The sequence below is a fragment of the Actinoplanes sp. NBC_00393 genome (assembly GCF_036053395.1).
In the GTDB taxonomy this organism is placed as follows: domain Bacteria; phylum Actinomycetota; class Actinomycetes; order Mycobacteriales; family Micromonosporaceae; genus Actinoplanes.
Genome location: NZ_CP107942.1, coordinates 8,240,342 through 8,266,749, shown reverse-complemented (window position 1 = coordinate 8,266,749; position 26,408 = coordinate 8,240,342). Strand labels below are relative to the sequence as shown.

Sequence of the window (26,408 nt, the reverse complement as noted above, 5' to 3'; positions counted from 1 at the left end):
AGCGAGCCGCCTGCCCGGACGCGGGCGGCGGCGTGGTGGTCAGGCCGGATCGCGCAGGAGGCCGCCGAAGATCAGAGCGCCCGCGCGGGCGGCCTGGGCCATGCCGAGCACCACGCCGGACAGGCCGTGCTGCTGCTGGTAGCCGGTGGCGTGCGCGACGCTGGTGAAGAAGTTGATGACCGGGCAGCAGCATTGGGTGATCGGACCGGTGCCGCGTGAGCCGACGAACACGACCGCGTCCGGAGGTTGCCAGCTCCACCGGCCGGCCCGGCTGGTGGCGGTGACCGGTTCGCCGCTGCCCGGGTCGGTGGAGGTGATGGTGATGTCGCGGTCGAGCATCGCCGCGATGCCGAGGGCGTCGACGGCGCAGTTGGCGAAGGCCTGCGGGCCGCCGGCGATGGCAACCCGATGAGCCGAGACGCCGGCGGCGAAGGGCACCGCCCCGGTGACCGCGGTGGCGTCCGCGTCGGTGAACACCAGCTCGGTGTCACCGAGCTCGCGCAGCGCGTGCCGCAGATCCACGCCGTGGACGCTCGCCCAGGCGTCCAGGTCGGCCGGGGCCGGGGGCGCGCCGGTGGCGGCGAAGCCAGCCAGCACCAGCCGGTGCAGGTCGCGCAACGGTGCGGGCAGCGCGGCCTGGCGCGCGAGCAGGTTGTCGGCGGGCAGCCCGGCGCGGGCCAGCACCGTGGCAAGGTCGCCGTCGCTACCGCTGCTGGTCACATTCGCTCCTGTCGTTGCGGGTCGGTGGGCGGCCAGTAGGCACGCCGGGATCAGGGTTGCGGCGCCAGCGCCGGGCAAAGGCGACACCGGCGATCGCGGTGATGACCGCGCCTGCGACGGCAAGCACTGCGTTACCAGTCAGCACACCCAGGGCGGCGCCGATGCCGGCCAGGCCGCCGGTGAGCAGCAGCAGGTGCACGGTGCAGCACACGGCCAGGGCGCCGACCGCCCACAGCACACCGCGGCCGCCGCCGCGCCGGTTGTCAGGCACAACAGGAGGTCGGCAGTTCGTTGCGGAACGTCCCGGCGACGATCCGCAGGCTTTCGGCCATGGTCAGATACGGCGCCCAGGTGTCGGCGAGGTCGTCGACGCTCATCCCGGCCCGGATGGCGTACGTGGCGGCGAGCATCATCTCCCCGGCGCCGTCGGCTAGGGCGTGCACACCGAGGACCCGGCCGGTGACGGCGTCGGCGACGAGTTTGACAGCGCCGCGGGTGTCGCGGTTGACAAGCGCACGCGGCACGTCGGCCAGGTCGAGGACCCGGCAGGTGCAGTCGTGCCCGGCCGCGAGGGCGTCGGCTTCGGTGAGCCCGGCCGAGGCCAGCTGCGGGCGGGTGAACACCACCGACGGCAGTCCTGTGTAGTCCACCATGGCCGGACGCGCCCCGACGTCGGCCAGGGCGTTGACCCCTGCGACCCGCCCGGTCGCGGCGGCGACGTAGACGTACTGCGGGGCGCCGGTGACATCACCGGCCGCGTACACCCGCGGGTTGGCGGTGCGCTGCGCCTCATCGACCACGACGAAGCCGCGTTCGTCGGTCTTCACCCCGGCGGCGGCCAGGTGCAGGCCGTCGGTGCGGGCCCGGCGGCCGGTGGCCACCAGCAGTCGCTGCCCGCGCACTCGACGCCCGGACGCGGTGACGACCTGCACCGCATCGCCGCCGTCGATGGTCTCCACTGCGGTGGCGTGCTCCTCGAGCACGGTGATCCCGTCGGCGGCGAACACCTCTGCCAGCGCGGCGGCGAGTTCGGGCTCGGCGCGCGGCGCCAGCCGGCCCACGACCGTGACCTGGGTGCCGAGGTGGGCGAAGAGCTGCGCCTGCTCCATGCCGACGTACCCGCCACCGAGAACGACCAGCGATTCCGGCAGCACCTGCTGCTCCATCGCCGTGGTCGAGGTCAGGAAGTCCACCTGGTCCAGGCCCGGGAGCTCGGGGCGGTCGGGTTCGGCGCCGGTCGCAATGATGTAGGCGCGAGCGCGCAGCGGCTGCCCGTCGACGGTGAGGGTGTCTCCGTCGGTGAAGGTCGCCTGGCCTGGGCGGACCTCGAAGCCGTAGGCGGCGGCGACGTCGGCGTACTTGGTCTGCCGCAGCTGTGCGACCAGGTCGTCTTTCTGCCCGACCAGCGCCGCCAGGTCGACGCCGCCGGCCGACGTCGGGGCCCCGGGGAACGGGTTGGCCAGCGCGGCGTGCCGGGTGCCGGCCGCCGCGAGCAGCGTCTTCGACGGCACGCAGCCGATGTTCACGCAGGTGCCGCCCAGCACGGCCCGCTCGACCAGCACCACACTGGCCCCGGCCTGCCGCGCGGCGATCGCGGCCGCCATCGCCGCGCCGCCGGAGCCCACCACCGCCAGATCGACGTCGTCATCCATGTGCTGCCTTTCGCTAGTCACCGAGCCCTACCAGGGTCAGACTGGACCTTCCAGTGCAGGGGAAGGTCAAGGCCGGGAGGTGACCACGGTGCGGATCGGTGAGCTGGCGGCCGTCACCGGCACGACCACCAAGACGCTGCGCTTCTACGAAGACTCCGGGCTGCTGCGCCCTGAAGGGCGCACCGCCACCGGATACCGCCAGTACGGCCAGGACGCGATTGCCCGGCTGGACTTCATCCGCCGCGGCCGCGCCGCCGGGCTGACCCTGGCGCAGATCCGCGAGGTCCTCGACGTGCGCGACCAGGGCCGAGCGCCGTGCCGGCACGTCGAGGACCTACTTGACACGAGGCTGCGCGCCCTCGACGCCCAGATCGCCGACTTGCAAGAGCTGCGTACCACCGTCGCGCAGCTGCACGACGCCGCCCGCGGCGGCGACCCCGACACCTGCGGCGCCGAGCAGGTCTGCCGCTACCTGTAACCCGACGAGACCACCGTGACGACCGCCGCCGCCGAGACCGACCGCACCTCCGACCACGAACACTGCGGCTGCTGCGGCCGCCAGCTCCCCAAGAGCGAAGTCGTCGAGCTCGGCACCACCCCCGGAGTGTTCATCTGCGTCGGCTGCGCCCTCTGGGCCGCCCGCTGAGCCGGCCCCCTCGCGGCGCTGCGCCAATTGCGGTTCACCCCGCTCGGCGCGCTGGCGCGCCGGCTCACCGGCAGCCCCACCACGCCCGCATCAGCCCGGGCGGCCATCCCGATCCTGCCCAGCTCCGACCTGGACCGCACCGCCGCGTTCTACACCGGCGCTGGGTTCACCGAGACCGAGCGGCACGACGGCTACCTGCTGCTGCACAACAGCGGCGTTGAACTGCACTTCACCCACGAGCCCAGCCCCACGCCCGGGCAGTGTTTCCTCCACGTCGCCGACGCGGCGAAGATGTGGAAGCAACTACGCGACCACCACATTGCCGGCGTGGGCGAAATCGCCGAGCAGGACTACGGCCTGCGCGAGTTCGTCCTGACCGACCCCGACGGCAACCGGGTCCGGATCGGCAGCCCCATCGCCTGACTCGCCGTCAATAAACCTTCGTTTCTTGAAGATCGCTAACGGCACCGAAACCCGCAGATGATCCAGTACGGGTCTGGCTCCGGACGCCGCAGTTGTTTTTCGCTGGAAACCACGGGCAGCCCGATCGCCGGGATCGTCGGAACCCGCACAATTGTGTTCGGAATTGCCAGCACGCCGTGCGGGTTCCCGCACGTTGCCGCTCAGGAATCTGCGAACCCGCGCGCTTCCGTCGACGGCTCGCCGAACGACTATCTACATCCCGGAGTCGCGTTCGCCCTGTACGGCCGCGACAAGGTACGGCTGCAGCAACTGGTCTGGCCTGACCAGCACGGCAGGTTCCCGTGGGAGAGCGGCTACGAATATCCGCCGCATACCCAGCCCTTGATCGCGAACCCGGAAACCCTGCCACCGGTGAAGGAGAGCAATCAGTGAAGCCGTGTCCCGGCTGCGCAGCGGCCGGCACCATCACGGTGCAGCCGGTCCTGGTGGGCAAACCGCTGGGCACGTACTCGATCGCCGGGGTCCAGCCCAAGGCCGTCGCGGAACTGAAGGCTGCTCTGACCTGCTCGGCGTGCGGCCTACTGATCATGGGACGCCTTGAAGGCGTCGTCTTCGACGCCGACCGCCAGTGCTTCACCGCAGGTCACTTCATCGCCGATGACGCCGTCGGCGGCGACCGGTCCCCGGAGCAGCCGGGCGGTTGACCGGGTATCACGACGACGTGGCTGGTCGGCCGCGCTTGCCCTGACCGATGACCCGGTGGTGGCTGCCGTTCTCCTCAGCGGAAGCGGCAGCTACCACCGAACGATGGTCCGGGCGCCGTGACGCCCGGACCCCGAGTGCGAGACCGGCTCTTTTTCTCGTTGCGGAGAACCAGGAGCCGGGACGTCGCGTGGCGCTGGCACCGCGACGTCAGTTGCTGCCGCTGGTCGTTTCTATGTCGGTGCGTCTCCCCGGACGCTGCAGGTCGGCGATGAGCTCGTCGGCGAGGGTGATGGTGTCGTCGCCGGGTTCCGCGTCGATTTCGGCCAGCGCGCGGTCGAGGGCACGGCGCAGGGTGCGGATGGCGTCGAGGTGCCCGAGCGCGGCGCGGGCCCGCATCGCCCGCTGATAGAGGTGTTCGCTGTACGGGCTGTGCCCGATCGCGGCCTCCAGGACCCGGGCCTGCGCCGCGAGGTCGTCGGGGAGGGCGTCCGCCAGGGCGAGGTGGGCATCGAGGGCTTGCTGGCGGATGGCTTCGCGGTAGGACTCGGCCCACTCGTAGTCGGCGCCGTCGGCGAGCGGGCCGCGGTAGGCGTCGACGGCCTGCTGCAGGGCGGTGACGCGCTGTCGCGGGTCGTGGGCCTGGTGGGCTTCGCGGATCGCCGCTCTCATCCGCCACAGGTCGACGCCGACCGCGTCGGGGTTGAGCGTGTACCGCTGGTTCGGGTGGGTCAGGTAGGTGGCGGGCCCACCGATACGGCGCATGACCGACCGCAGATCGGAGACGTAGGTGTGCAGCCGTTCCGGGGCTTTGCTGGCCGGCGCCTCGGGCATCAGGTCGTCCAGGATGGCCTCGACGGTGGCGCTGCCGTCGTGAACAGCCAGGTAGACCAGCAGTTCCAGGGCCTTGCGGCGAGGCCTGCGATCGGGGTCGGTGGCCACGATGCCCGCCTCACCGAGCGCGGTCACCTCGACATGGCCCGGCTTGTCGGTGTCGTCGCCGTCCTCGGGTGCGGGCGGGTGTTCGCTGGTGAACGTGGTCGTCGGGTCGGGCCATTGCAGAACGGTGTCGATCTCGGCAAAGCGGTCGCCGGTGGCCGCTCCCACTTCACCGGTCTGCGACGCGGCGGCTTGTGCCTCGCCGTCGGTTGCCGGATCGCCCGGCGTCGACGCAGAAACGGCGGTGGTGGGTGCGCCCAGGGCGGTGCGGCCGGTGTCAGTGAGCCGCCAGAGGGTTTGACCAGTCTCGGTGCGAGTCGTCTCGGCGTGGCCGCTGTGCTCCCACTGCACGAGTTTGGCGGTGGTGGCCGGGTACGGCAGGTCGAGGTGGGCGGCGATGCCGGCGGCGGTGGCGTCGCCGAGATCGGCCAGCGCGGCCAGCACCCGACCCGCGTCGTCCAAGGGCAGGACGACATCGTCTGAAGCCTCGGCGGGTTCGGCGGCGATCTGGGGCTGTGGTGCGGCCTCGATCGGCGGTGGCGGTTGCGGCAGGCCGGTGTGTGCTTCGGCCAGGGTGGTGATCACCGCGACGGTCTCGGTGGGGGTGAGCACGGCGAGCCGGCCGACGTCGGCGGGATGCTGTCCGTGGCGCCCGCTGCCGCCGGCCGCGGTGGTGCCGTCGCTGTCGACGACGACGGTGTCGCCGGCGGGCCAGTCACCGAGCAGGATCCCGTGGACATCGAGGCGTTGGCCTTGGGCGAGCAGGGCGGCGATCCGGGTGCGTTCGTGGTTGTTGGCGGCGTCGGCGATCAGCAGCAGCGGTGGGGTTGGTTCTTCGTATCGGTCGGCGGCGCGCATCGCGGCGACGGTGTCGACCTCGTGGGCGTAGACCAGGCGGCTGCGGTGCAGGATCTGCTGCTCGAGCAAGTCGAGGGCTTCAGCGAGGTCATCGGTGACGATCAGCCGTGGAGTGCTGGGCAACGTGACCGCGGCGGCCCCCAGCAGGGTGGCCACGGTGGTGGAGGGCAACACCGCGCGGGTGGGCGAGGCGTCGGGATCGTCGTCGGCGAGTGCGGCGGCCAGGAAGCCGCGGGCTGCCGATTCGGCGCCGGGACCGGTCAGGCCGAGCCCGGACGACGGCCACACCGCGGTGGTCGGGTTCGTCAGAGTCGGCACGACCGGGCGGGCGAGTGGCACCTCGGATGTAGGAGCCGGTTCTGCCTCCTGCTCGTCAGGTTCGGCCGGCGGCTCGTCGGCGTCGGATTCGTCGTCCTGCAGGCGCGGGTCGGCCGGGCTGGTGTCGGACAGGTGCAGCGTGTGGGTGGCCGGTGCAGAGATCGGCGTGGTCCAGCTCGCTGCCGCATCAGGATCGGTTCCGGCATCGGTGTCGGCGACGTCCGGGTCGTCGTGCAGCCGGCGCCGGATCTGGGCGACGACCGGTGGCATCGGCACCAGGTCGGGGTCGTCGAGGCGCAGGTCGGGCGAGAGCGGGCGGGGGGTGTAGCGGCGGCGCCGGTGTGCCCAGACCAGGGCGATGGCGGCGGCGACGGCGGCGGCCAGCCCCACATCGAGCCAGCTGCCGCTGCCCAGCGAGATTCCGGGTGAGGCGGGGCGGCTGCGTTCGGGCTGCGACTGGCCCGCCGGGTCGCTGGCGGAGGCCGAGGCCCCCGCAGGCGTACTGGTAGCCGGTGTTGGTGTCTCGGCGCCACCGCCCGGTTTCGCCGTGGTCGACGGTGTGGAACTCGGGCGCGGCGACGCCGAGGGCGGGGCTTCGGCGGCGGTCGTGCTGGCTGTCGGTGCCGGGCTTGTCGGAGCCGTCGTGGCGCGGGCGGGTGCCGTGGAGGCAGTAGGGGCGGACGTGGTCGGGCCGTTCGGGGCGGTTGACGGCGGTGTGCTCGGTTGCTCGTCGGACCCTCCGGCAGGTGGTTGCTGCGGTGGGGTGGCCGGCCGGCTTCCTGCAGGTGGGGTGGCGTCGTCGGGCAGGGTCAGGACCCAGCCCCGTTCGATGTGGTCGCCTCGGTGCATGCGACCGTGGTCGTCGTATCGGTCAGCGTTGAGCTGATAGATCTCCGGCCAGCGGTGCGGGTCGCCGAGCCACCGGTCGGCGAGTTCCCACAGGGTGTCGCCGCGCTGCACCGTCACGGTGTATTCGTGGCCACCGGTAGCGACGGTCAGCGGGCCACTGTGCGCGACGAGCGCGAACCGGGGCAAGGGTGTCTCGTCGACCGTCAGGTCGGCGGCGGGTAGCGCGGTCGCGGTCGCCGACAGGCTGCCGCGCTCGGCGCCGATCACCGTCGGCGGAGTCGCAGTGGTGTCACTGGTGGTGTAAGCCACCAGCGCCGGGGCGGTTGTCGCCGACGGTGGCGCCAGCGTGCTCACGACCGCCGGTGGGATGGCCAGGGTGGCGGCGGCCGCCGGTCCGGCGGACATGCCGGCGACCAGCAGCGCTGCCAGAGCCTGCAGCGGTGACAGCGCGCGGACGTGGCGGGCGGGCCGGCCACGGCGTACGGCGGCGATCTCCCCGATCAGGCTGTAGCAGAAAGCGGCCCAGACCAGCCACAACGCGCACGCGAGCAGGTTGACGACCGCGGCGTCGGGGAAGCCGCCGGTAAGGACGGTCTCCCAGCCCGCCCAGTCGGTGGGCACCGTGCGTGGCAGGGGCCAGCCGATGAAGGCGACGAGCGCGGCGGGTAGGCCTGCGATCAGTGCGAGGGCGGCCAGCATGCTGGCCGCTCGGACGAGCTGGCGGCCGAGCCGGTGCATCAGCATCGGGGTTTCACGCTCCCGCTCAGGTCGGTGGGTCGGTGGTCGGGGTGGCCGAGGCGGTCGAGGTGACCGTGATCGTGGTGATGCCGAACATGTCGAGCATCGGGGTGGCCTGCCTGCTGGTGGCGGTGACGGTGATCTGCGCGGCGGTGACCTGCACGGTGCCGGTGGCACCGCCTGCGGCGAGGAACTGCTTGGCGGCCTGGGCGGCGCGGGCCGGATCGAGGCGCAGGGTGCCGTCGGTGCGGTAGGCAGCGGTGTCGATCTGCTGGGCACCGGCGCGCGCGGCGGCATGGGCCAGGTCGTAACCGTGGGAGCGGGCGGCGAACACGGCGCCGCCGCCGAGCAGCCCGGCCGCGGCGACGATGGCGATCATGCCGATGAACAGCAGCATGACGGCGGCGGCGCCGCGATCGTCGGCGCTCGCAAGGGCGTAGCGGCGGCGCAGCCCGCGCACAGCGGGAAGGTGTCTGATCATCAGGTGTCCGCCCGATACCGGTCGATGGGGCTGGTCGACGAGGCGGTGATCGTCAGCGAGCCGGGGAGACCGACGCGGATCAGTCCCCGGGTGGGCACGGTGCAGGCGAGAGAAACGGTGACCGCGCCGCCGCGCCGATAGTTGCTGGTGTTGACCGACACCGACAGCCGGGCGCAGTCGGCGCCGAGGTTGGCGGTGGCGCTGTCGGTGGCGGCCGCCGTCGCGGCCGCGGAGGTGCGGGCCAGCGACGCGGCCCGGGAAGCGGCGCCGGCGGCCGCGTTGACGTCGATGTTGGCGCGGCCCACGTTGAAGGCGCCGATGAGCAGGAACAGAAACAGCACCAGCAAGGGCACGCCGAGGGCGAGTTCCACCGCGACGGACCCGCGGTCGTCGCCGCGATGGGGTCGGCGGGGGCCGGTGCCCGCTGGAGCTGTCATGGGACGAATCTCTCGGTGGGGGCTTGCACGGTGACGGTGACCGGTACCGGTATTCCGCGGACGGTGCCGCGCACGGTCACGGTGGTGACGGCGGCGCCGCGTGACACCGTCGCGGACGGGTTGGTGAGGAATGGGCTGCCGAATTCGCGCAGCAGGTCGTTGGCGTCGGCTTGGCCGGTGGCGCTGCTGCCGCCGACCACCCGGGCGGTCTGCGCGGCGTGGTCGGCGGCAGCGTGCGCGGCGTGGTTGGCCATGCCCCAGGCGAAGATCTGCAACAGCAGCACGATGATGCCCAGCAGGATCGGTGCGCCGAAGGCGAGTTCCACGGCGACGGAGCCGCGGTCGTCTTGCATCACACGACTCCGGCGGCCTGCCTGGGGTCGGGCCGGCTCCACTACTGGAACACCCAGCTCGAGATGATCTCGTCGACGCCGGTCTGATAAGCCACGAACAGGCCGAGCACGATCGCCGCGGCAGCGCCGATGCCGATGGCGTACTCGGTGGCGTGGCTGCCTCGGTCCGGGTTGCTGCGCAGCTCGGCGACGCGTTCCTGAACGCGCGTCTGCAGACCGACGATGTGGGTCAACAGGGGTTTGCGGGGCATGACTACTCCTTCGTGAGTGCCTTCTAGGTGGTGAGGGAGGCGATGGCCGGATAGATCAGAAACAGCAGGAAGATGCTGGTGAGAGCCATCAGGGGGACGCTCATGCGTTCGGTGGCCGACTCGGCTTCGGCTTCCATGTCGGCGGTGATCCGGTCGGCGAGGGCCTCGCCGCGTTGCAGCAGTGCCTCGCGGATGCGGGTGCCCTCTCCGGCGGCGAGTTGCAGGGTGGCGGCGAGCTGTTCGAGCTGTACGACGCCGGTGCGCTCGCCGAGTTCGCGCAGCGGCTGCCAGATGGGTTGGCGGCTGACCCGGGCGGTGACCAGCGCTTGGCGGATGCGGCGGGCGGCCCAGCCTTCGGCGATCGAGCTCGCGTCGTTGAGGGCCTGCTCGATCCCGGCGCCGGCCGCGAGAGCGGGCGGCACGATGTCGAGCAGCGCGGCGAGGGTGTGGCGCATCAGCAGCCGTCGCTCCTCGGCCTCCTCGTGCACCGAAAGCTCGCCGACGACGAACGCACCGGCCGCCAGGGCCAGGCCCAGCCACAGCGGAATGGTCCAGCCGATGTCGGCGCCGAGAACGTTCAAGAGCGCGACTGTGGCCGGTGGGGCGAGCAGGCCGAGCGCGGCCAGGCCGAGCTGCCCGGCGAGGTACTCGTGCGGATCGCGCTCCAGCACGGCCAAATCTTTGCGGACGCGTTCGCGGGGCAGGCCGAGGTGCTGCAGCGGTGAGCCGAGCAGCTGCTGCCACCGCTGCCGTCCGTGCAGGACTGGCGAGGGCCGGTGGCGCAGCGTCTCGATCGCGTACGCCAGCGGCGGCCGGGCCGGCACCAGCGCGGTGATCAGCAGGGCGAGGCCGGCCCCGATACCGGCCCCGATGATGATCAGCGTGGTCATGGCACCAGCACCTCCTCGCCGGGATTGGTCAGGATCCGTGGCAGGTCACGGACCCGGCCGGTGCGCACCATCCAGACGATGACGCCGGCGAACATCGCGCCGAACACCGCGAGCAGCACCTGCCCAAACCCGGTGCCGTAGGGAGCGAGGAAGTCGCCGACGAAGATGGCCAAGCCGACGGGGGTGGCCAGCATGACCCCGATGATGATCCGGGTGGCGGTACGCACGCGCGCCCGGCCGGTGGCGATGCGCATCCGGGACGTGGCCTGCCGGCGGGCGCGGCGACCGACCCCGGACAGGCCGACGGCGATGTCGCGGGCCTGGTGCTGCGAGGCTTGCAGCAGCACGTTGGCGACCATGTCAGCGGTCGGGTCGGACAGTTCGTCGGCGAATGCCCTCAGCGCGTCCGGCAGCCGGATCCCCGCGCGGATCGCTTCGGTGAGCCGGGCCAGCTCGGTACGGATCTCGGCCGGCGCGACGGCGGCGGTCTCCAGGATCGTCTGCTCCAGACCGGCCGCCGCACGGAGCGTGCCGGACAGGTCCTCAGCCCACGCCGCGATCGCCTCGACCCGGGCCAGAGTGCGCTTCTGCCCCCGGTCAGGGCCCAGCACGCTCGGCAACGTCCACGCGGCGACCGCGGCGAGCACCGCGGCGATCGGCCACTGGGTCGCGGCGCCGACGACCGCGCCGGTGGCGAGTACGGCGGCGATCCGGACCGCGGACGCGCCGGTGCGGGCCCGGCGGCGTTCGGCGCGGCCGGGCCGGTCCGGGCGCACCTGAGACCGCAGCCCGCCGATCAGTATCAGCAGAGCGCCGCCGATCCCGGCGCCAAACAAGGCGAACAAGGCTCTCACCGCGCCATCACCAGCCTCGGACGGCGTCGGGGTTGAACCCGGCGGCCACGAGTTCGTCGAGGGTGTCGGTCCGCAGCGGCGCCGCCGGCACGGCGCGCCGGTCCGGGCCCGGTTTGAACACCTCGTTGGAGATGACCTCCGCGCCTTCGGCGTGCAGGACCTCCCGGATCGAGGAGACGACCCGGACCCCGTCGGCCGACCAGGCCAGGTGGACTACGAAGTGCACGGCACCGCCGATCAGCGGTGCGGTGGACTCGAACGGCAGCCGCTCGGCCGACTGGGCGGCATAGGTCATCAGCCGGGAGAACGCCTGCTTCGAACTGGACGCGTGAATCGTGGCCAGCGACCCGTCATTGCCTTGAGACATGCAGTTGAGCAGCGGTACGACCTCGCCGCCGCGGGCCTCGCCGAGGATGACCCGGTCCGGGGACATCCGCAGCGCCCATCGCACCAACTCGGCAAGGTCGATGCCACCCTCGCCCTCGACGTTGGGTTCGCGGGCCTGCAAGGCGGTGCAATCGGGGTGATCGGGGTCCAGGTCGAGGGCGAGCTCGTCGGTGTCCTCGATCGTGATGAGCCGCTCGTGCGGAGGGATCGCCTTGGCCATGGCCCGCAAGAACGTGGTCTTGCCGGTGTCGGTGCCGCCGCAGATGATCACGTTGCGGCGGGCCAGGACCATCGCCGTGAGCAGGTCGCGCAGGCCGGCGTCCATCGTGCCGTAGGTGAACGTCAGCTCGTCGAGGCTGGTCTGCAGCAGGGTGTGCTTGCGGATCGACACCGACGGCTCGCGCGACAGCATGGTGGCGAACAGCCGCGACCCATCCGGGAGCCGGACGCTCACGCGGGGCACACCGCGGTCGAAGCGGCGTTCGTCGGCGCCGGCGCGGGCGGCGATGTCGCGGATCAGGGCGATCAGCTCGTCGGCGGTGCTGGTGATCGCCGGCATCCGGACCTTGGTGCCGTCGGTGCGTTTGACCCAGACGGTGCCGCCATTGATGAAGATGTTCGTGATCGTCGGGTCGGCCAGCAGTGGCTGCAGCGGGCCCATCCCGGTCATCGCGTCCCGGATCGCCTTGGCCACGGCCCGCTCGACCGGCGGGTCCAGCGGCATCGCTCCGGCGGCGAGTTGTCGCTGGGCGTGTGCGTCCATCGCCGTCCGGACGAGATCGTCGACGCGCTGCTCACGCTCGCGGCCGGACAGCCGGGCTCCGGACGCGGCGAGCTGGGACGCGACTTGCTGCCGCAGCTCGTCAATCAGCGCCTGGTGCGCCGTCGGCTGCCACCCGTTGCGAGCCTGCTGCACCACGGTCATGACCGGGCCTCCACCGCGACGAGCCGCTCGGCGGCGGTATCGGGCGGCAGGATCGACGCCGGCTGGGCGGTCGTCAGGGTGATCGCCATGTCGCGCATTGCGCGGGCCAGCTTGAGCCGCCGCCAGTTCGGCACCTGCAGCCGGCCGGCCAGCGCACCGGCGACCAGCCGGCTCGTGGGCATCTCACCCAGTACCGGCACCTTGAGCTCTCGGCTGAGCTCGGCCGAACCGTAGCCGTTGTCACCGGAACGGACCAGCCACAGTCGGCCGGACAACTCCGGGCGCAGCCACTCCAGCCGAGCCTGGACCTGCAACGCGTCCGACAGCTGTGCGCCGGCCACGATCAGCACGTGATCGGCCACTGCCGCTAGCCGTATCCCCGGTTTGCCGCGGGCCAGCCGACCGATATCGAGGATGACGGCCTGCTCGTCGGCGGCCCGGCGCAGCACCTCGATGCCGCTGTAGGTGAGGGTCTGCACCGCCGCCGCAGCGGCATCGCCCGGCGGAGCCAGTACCACCCGCGCGCCCACACCCAGCTCCTGAGCGTGCTCACCGAGGTCCACCTGCGCGTCCTCGGTGCGGGCCACGGCCGCCAAGCCGGTCAGTCCGGGCTGTGGATGATGCCCGAACCGGGCGGCCAGATCGCCGCCCTCTGGGTCGCACTCCAGCAGCACCGCGTTGTTCTCCGGCCACAGCGCGGCCAGGCCGAGACCGAGCGTGGTGGCGCCGGGGGCGTTCTTAACCGAGCACACGATGATCAACATGGTCGGTTCACCGCCCCGCGCCGAGCTGAATCAGCGCTGCCTCACCGGCGGCCGAAGCGATCTTCGTGGCATCGTTGCCGGACAACAGCAGCGAAACGATCTGCTGTCCCGACTGGTCCGCGGCCTGCTCCACCGACACCACCGTCGCCCGCGCTTGCACCACCGTCCCCGTGCTGGCCGCGTCGCCGCCGCCCACCCCGGCGGTCGGCACCATCAGCACCGTGACCGGCGAGCCGGCGGTCAGCCCAGCCGGCGCCCGGCCCGGCTTGACCCCCACAGCGATCACCGACTGTCCGGCCGCTGGCCACGCCAGCTCCCCGAGCAGCCCGTCATGCAGCAGCGTGCCCGCCGCCACCGGCATCGACGCCGTCCGCCCCGCCACCGACACACGCTGCGCGTCGGGCAGGGTCGCCACTCCGGATTCGGCGGCGATGCGTACCACCACCAGGTCAGCGTCCGTGATCGTTTGCCCGGCGGCGATGTTGCGCGCGGCGGCCAGCACTGGCACCCGGGTGTCGACCTGGTTGGCCACCACGGCACCGGCCAGGGCGAAGCCGAGGATCAGCAGGGCGGCGAGCAGCAATCGGGGCACACTGATCCGGCGCCGGATGACCGGCCCGGTCGAACCGTTCACAGGCAAGCCAGTGGTACCGCTCGACCGTGGCGCGTCGAGCGTTGCAGTGGAAGACATGGTTATCCCCGTGTCGTCGTGTTGAGCCCTTGGGATTCGGTGACGGTGACGCTGCGGGAGGCGGTCGTGGTCAGGTCCGGGACCGTGCCGGTCTGACCCCCACCCGCCCAGCTGATCTGCCAGGTGACGGTCGCGGTGATCGTGAAGGAGCCCGGCCGGGTGTAGGTGTGTCCGCAGGTCGGCGACTTCTTGTCCGGGTTAAGGCCCGGCGTCCAGACAGTGCCGCGGCCGGTGCAGTGCACGGTCTTCGCCCCGTCACCTGGGGTGAAGACGAGCTTCGTCGGCTTCGCCACCGCCGTGACCGACAGTCCAGGTACCGACGCCGTCGCGGACTGCGGCGCCCACGAGGAACCGTCGATCCACAGCCACGTCGGGAGGTAGACGAACTGCCGCGCCGGCGGATCCGGATTGACCTCGATGCCAGGCAGGGGCAGCGTCAGCTGCGCGACCGCCTGCCGGGCGATCTCCGCCGGATCAACCGTCGGTGCCGGCCCGTCAATCCACATCGGCGCACTGGTCTGCGGGCCACCCTTGCCATCCCCGATGAGGCAGACCTCAACGAACCAGCCACCGTCCGCGGGTTTCTTACCGGCGGGCGGTGCCAGATTTCCGGGGGCTGGCTCATAGGCGCAGCCGTTCCAGGTCCCATCATCCGACCCGGAGCCGTCGCCGGAGTCTCCACCACCGTTGCCGTTGTTCTGACCTCCGCCGTTTCCGGGGGTGCCGACCGTCACCTTGCAGCCGGGAGGTTTCGGCGATCGATTACAGCCGACCGGCTTGAAGTTGTCGGCGTACGCCGGCGCGCTTACCGATCCGAGGAAGATGACAGCGATCGCGATCGCGACCAGACCCCGTCGGCTCAGCATGTTCCCACCTCCTGGACCGCAAAGCGGGTGACCTTCCAACCGTCGGCTTTCCAACTGACTGTTGCGGTCGCGCGGCGCAGACCGCCGGGCGAATCGCTGTAGGGCGGACCGGGCGAGGCGCGCACCAGCTTCGTACCGGTGCTGTCGAGGCAGTCGGATACCTCGACTGTGGTGGGTGCGTCAACGGGCGCGGCCGAGGTCACCTCCGGATTGAGCTTGGCGGTGCCGGTACCTTTGAGCCCTTCATCCTTGGTTTCCCGGATGCCGGTGGTGAGGAGGTCGAGAGCTTCTCCGTCGGCGTAGCGGGCCAGGTCCGGGTGTTTGGGATCGGGGATGGACAGAGCGGTGTTGTACGCCTGCCACATCCCACGATAGGCGGCGAGCGCGTCCGGCCCTGCGGTGCTCGGGTCGGGTGAGGCAGCCAGAGCAGGCGACGCCGGCGTCGCGGACTTCGTCGGTTGCGGGTCGGGGCTCCGGGTACATCCGGTGGATAGGAGCGTCAATACAATCCCCGCCAACACCGCGGTCCCACGTCGTTGAAGTCCGCGCACGTTCACCCCCGTGAGCTGCCGATGAACCAAGGTCCAAAAAACGGGTCTACACCCTCACCCCCCACTTCCCGCAACACCACTTACCTCACGGAAAGTGGCTGAAGGTAGGTACAAGAGTCACCGGAGAAGAGGCATAAAAGCTGACTTATGGGATGCCTACTGTCGGGTTGGCGACAGTTTGTGCTTACCGATGTGAGCCTTACACTGCCGATAGATTTTCCTTCAAGGAGACCGGTCATGAGCGCAACGCAAAGGCGCACCCCCTCCCAGTTGGTCCAAGAGTTAGCCGAAGCGCCCGGCGCCGTACCGATGCTCCTGACACTGTTGAGCGGCGGTGGCTCGGCTACCCGTGAAGCCCTGGCGGCAGAGGTCGGCGCGGACACTCTCGACCGCGCCCTGCGCTGGGCGATCACCGGCCATCTGGTGCGTCGGACGGAGGGGTCGGGAACTCTGGATCTCGATCAGCCGGGGACCGTCTACGCCCTCACCGACGTCGGTGCGTCGCTGACCGGGTCACTGGTCGAACTCGCACGAGCCTTGGGCCAGAACGCTCCGCCGAGCAACGTTAGATCGGAGTTTCGTGGTGGTAACCAACGGTGCACCGAAGGCTCGGAAAGGCCTGGGAATCAGCTGAAGGCATCGAAAGGCGTTTAGAGATCCACTCACGTCCGTCTACACTCGCGCAGGGGCCTCGCGACTCTGAGTGATGCCGCACGGGGGAGGACGGGTGGATTTCAATCCCATCTACGACACACTCAAGCTGCTCGGATACCGCTGGACCTTGGAGATCCTCGCGTCACTCGCGCAGTCGCCGAAACGCTTCAACGAACTGCAACGAGACGTCGGCAACTACAACGCGAAGACTCACGGCGACGCTGTCGCACGGCTCGTTGAACACGGCCTGGTGCGCCATCCGAACGACGGCGATGGCGTCCACTATGCACTGACGCCCATGGGTGAATTCGTCATCCCTGCCCTCGACGCCTTCGTCAAGGGAATGTCCCAGTGGGACGACAACCGCAGCTCCGGTGACCGCTCGCACCAGCCATGAGCCGGCCCCGGCACCAGCTCACCTACGGCCGACCGTCTTCCGGCCACCCCTATCTGAGCCACAACGGCAACGCCGTGCCCGCCAGCGAGCAACGGATCCAACCAGTGCCGACGGAAGCGCCGTGAATCCCGGCCACCTCACCCCACACTGGCAACGGTGACAACGGTGGCCGAATCCCCAACCGAGCTGCCCCTCGGCCTGATCCTCGCGATAGCAGCGGCGAGCGGCGCGACAGCGGCATGGTGGCCCCAGGTCGCCTACCGGCTGGCCGTCGCCCAGGGCGAATCGCCCCGAACCGCATGCAGCGTGTGCGGTACGCCATTTACCGTCGGCTGGCGAGGATGGTTCCAGCTCGCCGCATCCTGCTGCGCCAGCCCCGATCACCGGTGGATCGTCGGCCTACTGGCGGCGATAACAGGCGCGGCCCTGTGCTGGCGAACAGCGGATACCAGCGGTGGCCGGGCCGTCCTGCTGGCCGGTTGGCTCCTGCTCGTCCAAGCCGGCATCCTGCTGTCGCTCATCGACCTCGCCGTCCGGCGGCTGCCGACCCGGCTCGTCGGTGCGCTGGCGGCCATCGTGATCGTGTGTGCCGGCTTCGCGGCGTGGCTGGAAGATCGACCCCAGCTGTTACTCGCCACCATGGCCGGCGGCCTCGTCGTCGGCACCCTCTATCTATTGCTGGCGCTGTTGACGCCGAGCCAGGTCGGGATGGGCGACGTCCGCCTTGCCGCAACCCTGGGCGCGGCACTCGCTGCCAGCGGCTGGCAAGCGGTCGCGCTGAGCCTGATGTTGCCCTACTTGCTCGCATTTCCGTTCGCCGTCGCCCAGGTCCGACATCGAACCGCGCAGGCTGGACATCTGCCTTTCGGGCCCTTCCTGGTCGCGGGAGCCGTCCTCGCCTACCTCCTGACCCCCGGCTGACCGGTACCACCGACTGATCCGAGCGCAAGGGGCTGCGGAGGGGTTACTCCATGACGATCTCCGACCGCTGCGCCCGGACCCGCGAGCCGTCCCGCAGCACCACCAACGCTGTGCCGTCCGCCCCGGCATGGCCTACCTCGAAGATCGAGGCACCCGCTAGCGTCTGAATGTCGGCCGGTCGATTCACGGCCGGCCGGAAGACCCAGCTCAATACCCGCGTTGGCTTACTCATCGCAACACCCCTTTAGCTGGCTCTTGCTCGCACCCTGCTCCGCGATCTTCGTACACTAGTACGATGAACCCTCCTGGGTAAGCGCGTCTGTGATGTGTCGTCAACCTCAACCGATCGTCTGCACCTCGGCCGACGAGGAATTCCATCGGATGAGGGGTTGACCGGATAGTCGAACTGGACCCAGCATCAAAGGTGCGGCTTGGCGTTACGGGCCGTATCGGGCACCGGCGAAGGGTTGGACCGCGCGCCGGCGGCAGTCCCGATGGTAAGGCGGCATGCTGGACGGCCAGACCGCCTCGACGCGGACCTATCAAGGACATGTGACGCCTCCTCTCCGGAACACGGTTGGGAAGGCGCGGCGGCTCCCTTGGGCAGGGAGCTAGGCCTGTGGTGCACGCGCGTGGGTCGCGGCACTACGCCACGTTGCCGTCCCGCTTAAGGACGTGGGGCGCGTTTCGGACGCGCCGGCCGGCTCGTGCGCGCCCCAACCCCATCCATCTCGACACGAGAGGTGTCGGCACCATGCCCAGGGAAACTCCTATGGACCGCGAAGCGGCCGACCGCATCGAGCGAGCGGCTGACCGCGATCCCGAATCTCCGACCGCGCAGTCCGGCTTCGACGAGCGGGCCGCATCCGCAGCCGACCGCAACGAGCAGGACCATCAGGACCCGGACCCCGAGGACTGACCGACCGACGAGTACATCCGAGCCCGGTGCGGATGCGCGCCCGCACCGGGCTTGCTCAGGAGCGCAGTGACCAGGCGTCGCACGCGTGGAAAATAACTAGTGTCAGCCAGGAGTCTTGAACGGGCGACATCGGCAGCATTCGTACGTTGGTATGCGGCTGCAGGCCACCGGTGGGTTTCGTCTGCACCGCAGAAAGACGAGGGGACGCGCTGTGACTGCGGACGATGACGTAGACGACACCGAGACCAGGGTGTGGCTGTGGGCTGGACTTGCTCCCACTGCCCGGTACCGATTCATTGTGGTCGGCCCGTACTCGTCGTGGCGGGACGCAGCAGACGCTGCTGACCGGGCACCTAAGGTCCTTGATCTCGACCGGAAGCTTCACTCCGCATGGCGTGTCGACGAGACTGAGCCAACTGGAGACTGCGAGATTCACCGTGTTGACGAAGGCGACGATACCGACGAATGGCTCGCCTGACTTCAGGGGCCGACCCGGGCGAGTGCCAAAACCCTCGAAAGAGGACGGTTGAGAACCGATGGTTGCTGCGGGCCAGCAGCATGGGCAGCGAGGTCGACTACCGATGCATCAGCGGTGACCACATGACCCGCCCGGGTGCGTACTTAGCGAGCCTGGAACGCGCGAGCCAGCGACAATCCCCGGCTATCCTGCTGGATACCGGGCGGCGGTCCGACTTCGCCAGGTTTCTCCCCAAGCGATGGCCGCCGCTCGGCACCATGAGGCCGCTTACCGCAGTCGACTTTCGTCGCTGGCCGCGAGCTGTTGACGGCCGTGCGATCAACGTCGGAAGCCTCGTTGGCCGTTTCTGGGGGTCTTGTTGCTGAACGGACGGAACCAGGCTTCGGGTCGGTAGTCGCCCATCCCGGTCGTCCGGTTCTCGTCCGAGCCGGGATCTTCGATGCCGTCCATGCTCTCGTCGAACAGGTTCAGGATGTCTTCGTCCTGGAACAGTACGTCCACTGCAAGTTCCCAGTCGTAATCGCCCGGGTGTTCGGGCAGGCGGGCGAGGACGTCCGCGGGGACTCCCCAACCGTCCTCGACCGCCGCTTCGGCCATCTGCAGCATCAGGTGCAGGGCCATCTCCTCACCGGGGCAGGTCGGCGACGGCCAGCGACCGGCTTCAAGATCGCCGGTCAGGTCGTCGAAGGAACGCGCGGCCTGCTGCCGCCAGGCGGTGTCCTGTCGCCAGGTGACGCGGGGATAGCTCTCCAGGACGTTCCATCCGCCGTCGTCGGAGACGGGATCGTCGCCGTGCTCGGCGATGTCGTCATATGCCTGGTCAGCGAGGAGTTGCCCGGCCATCCACAACGCTGCGGCCGTACGCGGGGTCAGCTGGAAGCTAGTGCAGTCGTCACAATCATCCTTACCGCATCGGCATACCGAGAACAGCGCGGTGAAGTCCGGCGGCGTCCCCTCCGCCTCGACGCCGGTGTCGTCGACTTCGATGACGCTCTGGGTGGACTCTATGAACTGCAGTCCTTCGTCGATGGTGAGGATCGTGTCCGGCTCGATCACCCATTCGAGCGCCGCGGCGATGTCGGCGCTAACCTCGGCGCGCGCCTCGCCACGTACCTGATCGAGGGTGCGGCCCGGTTCCGGCGCGAACGTGGCGGCTTTCACTTCGCGAAGCGCAGCCTGGGTCAGGGCCTTCGAATTGGTGACCTCAACAGTGACCTCAATGTTGATCTTAAAGCGGCGCCGCTCTTGAGCCATGCCACGCAGCATAGATACCTACGTCGCAGGCAAGGCAGCCGAACTCCACTTCGGATCTGCAGTCGAACAGAGCCGAGCCGAGGCCCGGTATATCCTAGAATCCGTAGATCAGCATCCCCTCGAGAGGGATGATCGAGGACGGCTGTACCCGGGCGGGCGGACGTCAAGTTGTGCGGGGTGGCCCCGACGGCGGCTGGCTGGTAATCCTTTGTGGTCGGGCTCGCTTCAGGGCGAGCTTTCGTTGAGCTTGGCGGGAAGCTATGAGTGCTGAAGTAGATCGCTTGGACTGGTCCGAGGTCGAGGAGGTCGTGACGCCAGTCATCTCCACGTGGTCATTCGGCTCCGAGCTGGCCTGGGTCGAGCACGCATGGGGCCTGCTTGGGCAACGCGGATTGGCCACCTACACCTCTGAGATCGAGCGCACGCGCTGCATCCTTCGAGCTCTCGCCGTCAGCGCTTTCTACCTCGACTTCTGCGCCAGGGCTTTCGGGGAGGGATCCCCTGACGACTGGCGAGAGAAGGTCAACAGCGGGCTGCTCGGCCCGGCCCCGCTGATCGACGTGTTTACGCTGGGCCAGCTCATCGAGCGAGATGGGTTTGAAGTCGACAACCACGCGTACGACGATGGCGAACAGATATCGGAAGCGCTGGGCCATCTTGTAGCCGCCGAATATCCAGGGGTGGTGAAGGAGCTGCGCGAGTCTTACGACGATGCGCGGCTGTTTGCCAGCATGTTCCTGACCAGCAAGGGTGGCGTGGAGTACCCGCTGGCCGACGAGCGGATCGGCGAGGTTGTCAATCATGACGTCACCGGCGACAAGATGCACGCATGGGTTTGGCTCACCGAGGAGCTGTAACGCTGCCGTGATGCGGCTAATACGCAGATTCTAGGCGCTTTTGCCCGAATAATCCTGAAGGCTAGGCGCTGCGCCCAGGTTTGTCAGTCCCGGGCCGTAATATTCCGGCACGGTCGGCACGGAGATCACCATGAAAGCGTGCCGCAGCGATGAAGTGGGAAGGGCTGAGCGCAGGACGATGACGGATGACAACGGCGTAGATACGCTTTTCGACCTCGAGGACAACACGGTGGACGAGGCGGAGGCCGGCGCCGCAGCCGACGACGATGCGCTGGCCGAAGACGAGATCATCGATTACATCACCGACCGGCGGATCAAGGATCGCGGCAACGAACGGGTCCGGCAGCGGATCGCTCGTGCGCTGTTCTTGGAGTATGGCGTCTCCGTCGACGACATGGAGCGTGACTTCCCCATCCCGGTGTCGATCGACGGCCGCCGCCGCAGCACGAAGAAAGCGGACATCGCCGTGTTCGCCCCTGGCAGTGAGCACACGCTGGCCAACCTGCAGCGCGTCGTGGTCTGTAAGCCGGAGCCCAAGAGCGGCCGGGCGGTCACGAAGATCCGAACCTTCGAGCAGGCGGGGAAAGACCTCGACGAACTCAAAGACCTGCTCGGTCAGCCTCAGACGCCGAACGCCCAGTACGGCATGTGGACCAACGGGCTCGACTTCTTCTTCCTGCACCGGGAGACCAGCACCTTCGGCGTCGAGTTCGACGACCGGGCGGACTGGCCGGTCAGCCACGAGAGCCTCAGCGGCACTCTGGGTTCGGCAGCCCGGCTACGGCGTGGCGAGGCCGCCATGCTCAAGACGGCGTTCCGGCGCTGCCACAACTACGTGCACGGCAACGAGGGCCTGCCAAAGGACGCCGCCTTCTGGCAGTTCCTATACGTCATCTTCGCCAAGGTGTACGACGAGCGGGAGAGCCGGCGGCTGGGTGTACCGCGGCGCTTCTACGCCCTGCCCAAGGAGCCGTTCGACAAGGACGGGCGCGAGGAAATCGCCAAGCGGGTGAAGGAACTCTTCACCGAAGTGAAGAAACAGTACCCGCTCTTCACCGAGCGCGACCAGATCACGATGTCGGACCGGGCGCTGGCCTTCATCGTCGGTGAACTCGCCTCCTACGACCTGGCCGGCACGGACATCGACGCCAAGGGCATCGCCTACCAGGAACTGGTCGGCACCAACCTTCGTGGTGACCGCGGGCAGTACTTCACCCCACAGGGCGCGGTCGACCTGATGGTAGAGATCCTCGACCCTCAGGAGGACGACGTCGTCCTCGACCCCGCCTGCGGCACAGGCGGCTTCCTCCGGGCGACGCTGCGGCACCTGCTCAAGAAGTGGCAAGCCGAGGAGGGCACCACCGGGCTGCCGGACACCGAGGAACAGCTCGAGACACACCAGGAACGGCTCGCGGCGTACGTCCAGGATCACCTGTTCGGGGCGGACTTTGACCCTTTCCTGGTCCGCGCCACCAGTATGAGCATCATGCTGCTCACCGGTGTGGCTGGCAACGCCTTCTGGATGGATTCGCTGGCCTTCCCCGGGGGGCACCTGGAGGATCGCATCGTGGCCCGGGACCGGCTTCCCCTGGGCCAGGTCGACATCCTTATGACGAACCCGCCGTTCGGTACGGACATCAAGATCGAAGATCAGGAGATCCTTGAGCACTACCGCGACGGCGTTGCGCAGCCATGGTCGCGGAACAAGGAGACCGGCTTGGTCGAGGCCACTCCCGGCAGTCGGGTCTCCGCGATGTCGCCGGAGCAACTGTTCATCCAGCGTGCCGTGGAGTGGGTCCGGCCCGGCGGCAAGATCGGCATCGTGTTGCCCAACGGGATCCTGTCCAACCCGGGGCCGTCCGACGAGGGGATCCGCCGCTGGATCCTGGACAACTGCTGGGTGCTGGCCAGCGTTGAGCTGCCGGTCGAGACGTTCGTGCACGAGGCCGACGTCAACATCCTGACGTCATTGCTGTTCCTCAAGCGCAAGACCCGCGAGGAACGGATGGCCGCCGATCTAGGTCAGCAGGTGGACTACCCGGTCTTCATGGCGGTGGCCGAAAAGGTCGGCTTCGACCGCAGGGGTAAGCCGGTGTACAAACGCCGCCCGGATGGTGAGGTGGTCCTGGAACCCAAGGAGTACGTGGAGAACATCCGGCGCAACGGGGTCGCAACCGTCCGACGGATCACCCGCCGAGAGAAGGCGATCGACAACGACCTGCCGGTCATCGCCCAGAAGTACCGGGAGTTCCGCGAGGCGCACCCCGAGCCTGGAGCACCCCGATGATCACCCGCGTCGAGGCGTACGGATATCGGTGCTTTCCGCGGCTTAGCGTGGACTTCGACCGATATCACGTGCTGGCCGGGGGCAACGGCGCGGGAAAGACCACCCTGCTCGACATCCCGGTGCTGCTCGGGGACCTGCTCGGGCAGCAGCGGGCGGCCGACGCATTCCTGCGCCCGCAGCCCGCGCGGCGGGTCCCGCGGGCGCGGACCCTCACCGAACTCCTGCATCAGGGGCACGGCGAGTCGCTCACCTTCTCGATCGAGGCCCGGCTGCCCGCCGACATCGAGAACATGATGGCCGGACGCAGCGCGCCCTCGCTCGCCGAGCACACCCCCACCCACCTTCGGTACGAGGTACGCCTGGAGGTGTTCAACTACGAATTGCGTGTCGTCGAGGAATACCTTTTCCTCTTCCCCGAGACGGGGCCGAGGCCGCAGCCGGGTGTTCCGCTGCAGGGCAAATCCTTGACGCAAAAGCGCACCAAGAACGGGCAGGTGATCATCCGGCGGCCCGGTGCTGGCGAACCCACCCGCTTCTGGGTGGAGACCACGACCCGCGGGCCGCGCATACCCGACCTGAAAGTACCGCCCGGTCAGCTTGCGCTCGGCGCGGTGCTCGCCGACCCTGAACTGTTCCCCGCGGCGCTGTGGCTGGGCCAGCTGCTGCGTGAGGGAGTGGTGTTCTACAACCCGGACTGGGACTCGCTGCGTGAGGCGGCACCACCCGGCGACCCGGTGCGGCTGCTGCCGGACGGGCGCAACACCCCGTGGCTCGCCCTGCATCTGCAGCAGTCCGATCCGGACCGCTTCCGCTTCTGGGTGGACCACGTGCGCACGGCGCTGCCACAGGTCGCCGACATCACCGCGATCGAACGCGAAGAGGACCACTACGCCTACTTCGCGGTCAATTACGCAGGCGGATATCGGGTGACCTCTTCCGGGCTGTCCGAGGGGACGCTGCGTATCCTCGCCCTGTCGCTGCTGCCGTATCTGCCGACCGCGGCGATACCCCGGCTGCTGGCCACCGAGGAACCGGAGAACGGCATACACCCGCGGGCCATCGAAACCGTAGTGCAGTCGCTGTCCTCGATCTACAACGGGCAGGTGCTGGTCTCCACCCAATCGCCGATCGTGCTGGCCAACACTGAGCTGAGCGACGTGCTCGCGGCCCGGATCGGCACTGACGGCGCCGTTACCGTCATCCCGGGCGACGAACACCCCCAGCTGAGGGAATGGCAGGGCAACATCGACATCGGCACCCTCTTCGCAGCCGGCGTCTTCTCGTAACGACCTTCACCCAGGGGAGTCATGCCAGCAGACAAGCGTGACGTCGTCTTCCTCGTCGCGGACGGCTCGATGGAACAGATGGTCCGCGGATTCTTCGGTAACCCTGCGAGCCACCGCCGGCTCGGTTGTGGGAGCTTCACAGTCGAGCCGACGGACATCGTCGTCGCCTCCCGCCGCGACCCGGAAGTGTACGGCCTCGCCCACCAACTGCTGCGACCATACGTGGCCACCCACCGGCATGCCGTGGTGATGCTCGACAACGACTGGGAGGGCAGTCCCGGCGTCAAGAACATCCACGACCGGATCAGCAAGAACGTCAGCCTGGAGTGGGACGAGTATGTGGTGGTCGTCCTCGACCCCGAACTTGAGGCCTGGCTCTGGCAGGACAACCCCAACCTGGCGGGCGCCCTGGGCTGCCCGCCGGACTTCCGGCACATCCTCACCGTCAGCGGGCACTGGCCTGCGGGCCAGACCAAGCCGGGCAACCCGAAGGCGGCGCTCGAACATCTACGGCGGCGCCATCGCGCCGACACGTCGAAGGCAGTTTTCCACCGAGTGGCTGGCCGGGTGTCCGTCAAGAATTGCATCGATCCCGCATTCCTCCAGCTTCGCGACACACTGCGTGACTGGTTTCCCGAGGAGACTTTGTGAAAATCGCCGCCCTCGACACCCCGGTACGCGCCAGCTGGCTCGCTAAGAAGGGTTTCCGCCTTGATGCGAAGCCCTATGTATCCAGGGCTTACGACGCTAGAACTTTAATCCAGGAATACCCTCGAACCGAAACGCTTGGAGAGGTTACCAGTCGGATATTCCACGCTGGTCGCGTCACTCGATCCTGGACTACGAGCCCCGACTTCGGTGTGCCCTTTCTTGGCAGTGCTGACATTTTCCAGGCCGATCTGACCAGTCTTCAGCTATTAACCCGTTCCGCAATGAAGAAAAACCCCAAGCTTCCCATCGAGCCTGGCTGGACGCTTATTACTCGTTCCGGGATGACGGCGGGGAGAGTCGCTTACGCAAGGCTGAGCATGCAAGGGCTTGCATGCAGCGAGGACGTACTACGGGTTGTAGCTGACGGCGACAAGATTCCGCCGGGCTATCTTTATACTTTTCTCGCCAGCCCGCTCGGAATCCCGATGGTGAAAGGTGATGTCTATGGCACCAGCGTTCGCCATATCGAACCGGAGCACGTCGCAGAAATTCCGATCCCGCGCATTGGGAAAGCGAAGGAACATCGTATCGACGAGCTCATCCAGGAATCCATGGAGTCACGTCAGCGGTTTGAGGATGGGGTCTGCGCCGCCACGCGGGATCTCTTCGAGTCGGCTGGTATTCCCGATTTGTTGGACGTTCGCTGGCACGACCAGCCCCGCGACATCGACTTCAGTGTCAGCGGGCTGACTCCGATGACGATTCGGGCACTGAATTTCACGCCCCGCACGCGTCGGATCCTCTCGCGGCTTTCGGGGATTCCTCATCGAACTCTGGGTGACATATGTAGGGGTGGTCGCCTAGCACGCGGCAATCGTTTTAAGCGCGTTGAAAGCGATTCTGAAAACGGCGTCCAGCTAGTAGGACAACGTCAAGGATTCTGGCTCAGGCCCGAAGGGCGCCGAATCTTGATGTCTGAGGCTGAGCAGAGGGCTGTCAAGGCGGCCAACGAGACGGTACTGATCGCTTCACAAGGCACGTTGGGCGAAGGTGAAGTATTCTGTCGCCCAGTCTTCGCTACCGGGAGCTGGATTGACAATTACGTTTTCTCCGAGCATTTCCTGAGGGTAGTATCGGGCGATCCAGAATTTTCCGGCGCATACCTCTTTGCTTTCCTGCGCTCGGAGGCAGCATTTCGAATCCTGCGGTCTCTTGCCACCGGTGGAAAGCAGCAGGACATCCACGAGATGCTTCGCGCAGAGATTCCAGTACCGGAGTGTACACAGAGTGACCGGGAGCGGATCGCGGAGACGGTGCGGGCGGCGTATCGAGATCGGGACGAGGCTGATAAGAAAGAGGATCAGGCTTTCAAGCTCTTGGATGATGCGGTGCGAGAGGCGGCCCGGTAG

At 68.6% G+C, this 26,408-nt stretch carries 31 protein-coding genes; 14 read left to right on the top strand and 17 right to left on the bottom strand.

Features of this window, described 5'->3' with window-relative positions; translation table 11 throughout:
- Positions 1 to 39 precede the first annotated feature (39 nt).
- From OHA21_RS38215 to merA, 3 genes are read right to left on the bottom strand one after another with little or no spacing between them, the layout of a single operon-like run.
- A complete protein-coding gene (locus OHA21_RS38215; protein ID WP_204296016.1) occupies positions 40 to 720 on the bottom strand; it encodes an alkylmercury lyase family protein in 681 nt (226 codons plus the stop codon).
- On the bottom strand, positions 704 to 991 hold the full coding sequence (locus tag OHA21_RS38210) for a hypothetical protein (protein WP_204296017.1): 288 nt from the start codon (positions 989 to 991) through the stop codon (positions 704 to 706). Before OHA21_RS38210 ends, OHA21_RS38215 begins: the two co-directional genes overlap by 17 nt.
- Positions 984 to 2,372: a mercury(II) reductase gene (gene merA, locus OHA21_RS38205; protein ID WP_204296018.1), complete on the bottom strand. Its 1,389-nt coding sequence runs from the start codon at positions 2,370 to 2,372 to the stop codon at positions 984 to 986. Before merA ends, OHA21_RS38210 begins: the two co-directional genes overlap by 8 nt.
- Positions 2,373 to 2,460: 88 nt before the next feature.
- Here merA and OHA21_RS38200 point away from each other — a divergent pair, with 88 nt between their 5' ends.
- Genes OHA21_RS38200 through OHA21_RS38180 form a run of 5 tightly spaced genes read left to right on the top strand, consistent with a single transcriptional unit; the run spans position 2,461 to position 4,145 of the window.
- Positions 2,461 to 2,850 carry a heavy metal-responsive transcriptional regulator gene (locus tag OHA21_RS38200; protein ID WP_204296052.1) on the top strand — a complete coding sequence of 130 codons (390 nt, stop codon included), beginning with the start codon at positions 2,461 to 2,463 and terminating at the stop codon, positions 2,848 to 2,850.
- Between the two features lie 15 nt (positions 2,851 to 2,865).
- On the top strand, positions 2,866 to 3,018 hold the full coding sequence (locus tag OHA21_RS38195; protein WP_328463546.1) for a hypothetical protein: 153 nt from the start codon (positions 2,866 to 2,868) through the stop codon (positions 3,016 to 3,018).
- A 27-nt stretch (positions 3,019 to 3,045) separates the two neighbouring features.
- Positions 3,046 to 3,441 carry a bleomycin resistance protein gene (locus OHA21_RS38190; protein WP_328463544.1) on the top strand — a complete coding sequence of 132 codons (396 nt, stop codon included), beginning with the start codon at positions 3,046 to 3,048 and terminating at the stop codon, positions 3,439 to 3,441.
- 57 nt (positions 3,442 to 3,498) lie between these two features.
- Positions 3,499 to 3,873: a DUF4262 domain-containing protein gene (locus OHA21_RS38185; RefSeq protein ID WP_328463542.1), complete on the top strand. Its 375-nt coding sequence runs from the start codon at positions 3,499 to 3,501 to the stop codon at positions 3,871 to 3,873.
- Positions 3,870 to 4,145 (top strand): hypothetical protein, encoded by a 276-nt coding sequence (locus tag OHA21_RS38180; RefSeq protein ID WP_328463540.1) that lies wholly within the window; start codon positions 3,870 to 3,872, stop codon positions 4,143 to 4,145. The genes OHA21_RS38185 and OHA21_RS38180 overlap by 4 nt, the downstream gene beginning before the upstream one ends.
- Before the next feature lie 208 nt (positions 4,146 to 4,353).
- Here OHA21_RS38180 and OHA21_RS38175 read toward each other — a convergent pair whose 3' ends face one another.
- The 12 genes from OHA21_RS38175 to OHA21_RS38120 form a co-directional block, all read right to left on the bottom strand.
- Positions 4,354 to 7,851 (bottom strand): BTAD domain-containing putative transcriptional regulator, encoded by a 3,498-nt coding sequence (locus OHA21_RS38175; RefSeq protein WP_328463538.1) that lies wholly within the window; start codon positions 7,849 to 7,851, stop codon positions 4,354 to 4,356.
- Positions 7,852 to 7,870: 19 nt separating this feature from the next.
- Positions 7,871 to 8,326 (bottom strand): hypothetical protein, encoded by a 456-nt coding sequence (locus OHA21_RS38170; protein ID WP_328463536.1) that lies wholly within the window; start codon positions 8,324 to 8,326, stop codon positions 7,871 to 7,873.
- Positions 8,326 to 8,763 (bottom strand): TadE/TadG family type IV pilus assembly protein, encoded by a 438-nt coding sequence (locus OHA21_RS38165; RefSeq protein WP_328463534.1) that lies wholly within the window; start codon positions 8,761 to 8,763, stop codon positions 8,326 to 8,328. The genes OHA21_RS38170 and OHA21_RS38165 overlap by 1 nt, the downstream gene beginning before the upstream one ends.
- Positions 8,760 to 9,116, bottom strand: a complete 357-nt coding sequence (locus OHA21_RS38160; protein ID WP_328463532.1) for a TadE/TadG family type IV pilus assembly protein — start codon at positions 9,114 to 9,116, stop codon at positions 8,760 to 8,762. The genes OHA21_RS38165 and OHA21_RS38160 overlap by 4 nt, the downstream gene beginning before the upstream one ends.
- A 41-nt stretch (positions 9,117 to 9,157) precedes the next feature.
- Positions 9,158 to 9,367, bottom strand: coding sequence for a hypothetical protein (locus OHA21_RS38155; protein ID WP_328463530.1), 210 nt, complete (start codon positions 9,365 to 9,367; stop codon positions 9,158 to 9,160).
- 23 nt (positions 9,368 to 9,390) lie between these two features.
- A complete protein-coding gene (locus OHA21_RS38150) occupies positions 9,391 to 10,257 on the bottom strand; it encodes a type II secretion system F family protein (protein ID WP_328463528.1) in 867 nt (288 codons plus the stop codon).
- Positions 10,254 to 11,102, bottom strand: coding sequence for a type II secretion system F family protein (locus tag OHA21_RS38145; protein ID WP_328463526.1), 849 nt, complete (start codon positions 11,100 to 11,102; stop codon positions 10,254 to 10,256). Before OHA21_RS38145 ends, OHA21_RS38150 begins: the two co-directional genes overlap by 4 nt.
- A gap of 16 nt (positions 11,103 to 11,118) precedes the next feature.
- The gene (locus tag OHA21_RS38140) at positions 11,119 to 12,423 is read right to left on the bottom strand and encodes a CpaF family protein (protein WP_328463524.1); all 1,305 of its coding nucleotides are present in this window, start codon (positions 12,421 to 12,423) and stop codon (positions 11,119 to 11,121) included.
- Positions 12,420 to 13,187, bottom strand: coding sequence for a hypothetical protein (locus OHA21_RS38135; protein ID WP_328463522.1), 768 nt, complete (start codon positions 13,185 to 13,187; stop codon positions 12,420 to 12,422). The genes OHA21_RS38140 and OHA21_RS38135 overlap by 4 nt, the downstream gene beginning before the upstream one ends.
- 7 nt (positions 13,188 to 13,194) lie before the next feature.
- Entirely contained in the window at positions 13,195 to 13,770 is a 576-nt protein-coding gene (locus OHA21_RS38130) for an SAF domain-containing protein (RefSeq protein WP_328463520.1), read from the bottom strand.
- Positions 13,771 to 13,880: 110 nt separating this feature from the next.
- On the bottom strand, positions 13,881 to 14,744 hold the full coding sequence (locus OHA21_RS38125) for a hypothetical protein (protein ID WP_328463518.1): 864 nt from the start codon (positions 14,742 to 14,744) through the stop codon (positions 13,881 to 13,883).
- Positions 14,738 to 15,109, bottom strand: a complete 372-nt coding sequence (locus OHA21_RS38120; RefSeq protein WP_328463516.1) for a hypothetical protein — start codon at positions 15,107 to 15,109, stop codon at positions 14,738 to 14,740. The genes OHA21_RS38125 and OHA21_RS38120 overlap by 7 nt, the downstream gene beginning before the upstream one ends.
- Before the next feature lie 423 nt (positions 15,110 to 15,532).
- On the opposite strand from OHA21_RS38120, the gene OHA21_RS38115 reads away from it, so the two are divergent.
- The 3 genes from OHA21_RS38115 to OHA21_RS38105 all read left to right on the top strand — a co-directional run bounded on the left by OHA21_RS38115 (position 15,533) and on the right by OHA21_RS38105 (position 17,267).
- On the top strand, positions 15,533 to 15,949 hold the full coding sequence (locus OHA21_RS38115) for a hypothetical protein (protein ID WP_328463514.1): 417 nt from the start codon (positions 15,533 to 15,535) through the stop codon (positions 15,947 to 15,949).
- A 73-nt stretch (positions 15,950 to 16,022) separates the two neighbouring features.
- Positions 16,023 to 16,346, top strand: coding sequence for a winged helix-turn-helix transcriptional regulator (locus tag OHA21_RS38110; protein ID WP_328463512.1), 324 nt, complete (start codon positions 16,023 to 16,025; stop codon positions 16,344 to 16,346).
- 156 nt (positions 16,347 to 16,502) lie between these two features.
- Positions 16,503 to 17,267: a prepilin peptidase gene (locus OHA21_RS38105; protein WP_328463510.1), complete on the top strand. Its 765-nt coding sequence runs from the start codon at positions 16,503 to 16,505 to the stop codon at positions 17,265 to 17,267.
- Positions 17,268 to 17,310: 43 nt separating this feature from the next.
- Here OHA21_RS38105 and OHA21_RS38100 read toward each other — a convergent pair whose 3' ends face one another.
- Positions 17,311 to 17,499 (bottom strand): hypothetical protein, encoded by a 189-nt coding sequence (locus tag OHA21_RS38100; protein ID WP_328463508.1) that lies wholly within the window; start codon positions 17,497 to 17,499, stop codon positions 17,311 to 17,313.
- Between the two features lie 540 nt (positions 17,500 to 18,039).
- Between OHA21_RS38100 and OHA21_RS38095 the strand changes: the two genes are divergently transcribed.
- Positions 18,040 to 18,186, top strand: coding sequence for a hypothetical protein (locus tag OHA21_RS38095; RefSeq protein ID WP_328463506.1), 147 nt, complete (start codon positions 18,040 to 18,042; stop codon positions 18,184 to 18,186).
- A gap of 796 nt (positions 18,187 to 18,982) precedes the next feature.
- Here OHA21_RS38095 and OHA21_RS38090 read toward each other — a convergent pair.
- Positions 18,983 to 19,918, bottom strand: a complete 936-nt coding sequence (locus OHA21_RS38090) for a hypothetical protein (RefSeq protein WP_328463504.1) — start codon at positions 19,916 to 19,918, stop codon at positions 18,983 to 18,985.
- Positions 19,919 to 20,199: 281 nt separating this feature from the next.
- Here OHA21_RS38090 and OHA21_RS38085 point away from each other — a divergent pair, with 281 nt between their 5' ends.
- The 5 genes from OHA21_RS38085 to mads5 all read left to right on the top strand — a co-directional run bounded on the left by OHA21_RS38085 (position 20,200) and on the right by mads5 (position 26,408).
- Entirely contained in the window at positions 20,200 to 20,775 is a 576-nt protein-coding gene (locus tag OHA21_RS38085; protein ID WP_328463502.1) for a hypothetical protein, read from the top strand.
- A 178-nt stretch (positions 20,776 to 20,953) separates the two neighbouring features.
- Positions 20,954 to 23,062: a methylation-associated defense system DNA methyltransferase MAD2 gene (gene mads2 / locus OHA21_RS38080; protein ID WP_328463500.1), complete on the top strand. Its 2,109-nt coding sequence runs from the start codon at positions 20,954 to 20,956 to the stop codon at positions 23,060 to 23,062.
- Positions 23,059 to 24,348, top strand: a complete 1,290-nt coding sequence (mads3, locus tag OHA21_RS38075; protein ID WP_328463498.1) for a methylation-associated defense system AAA family ATPase MAD3 — start codon at positions 23,059 to 23,061, stop codon at positions 24,346 to 24,348. Before mads2 ends, mads3 begins: the two co-directional genes overlap by 4 nt.
- 21 nt (positions 24,349 to 24,369) lie before the next feature.
- Positions 24,370 to 24,999, top strand: coding sequence for a methylation-associated defense system protein MAD4 (mads4, locus tag OHA21_RS38070; RefSeq protein WP_442874953.1), 630 nt, complete (start codon positions 24,370 to 24,372; stop codon positions 24,997 to 24,999).
- Positions 24,996 to 26,408, top strand: a complete 1,413-nt coding sequence (gene mads5 / locus OHA21_RS38065; RefSeq protein WP_328463494.1) for a methylation-associated defense system restriction endonuclease subunit S MAD5 — start codon at positions 24,996 to 24,998, stop codon at positions 26,406 to 26,408. The genes mads4 and mads5 overlap by 4 nt, the downstream gene beginning before the upstream one ends.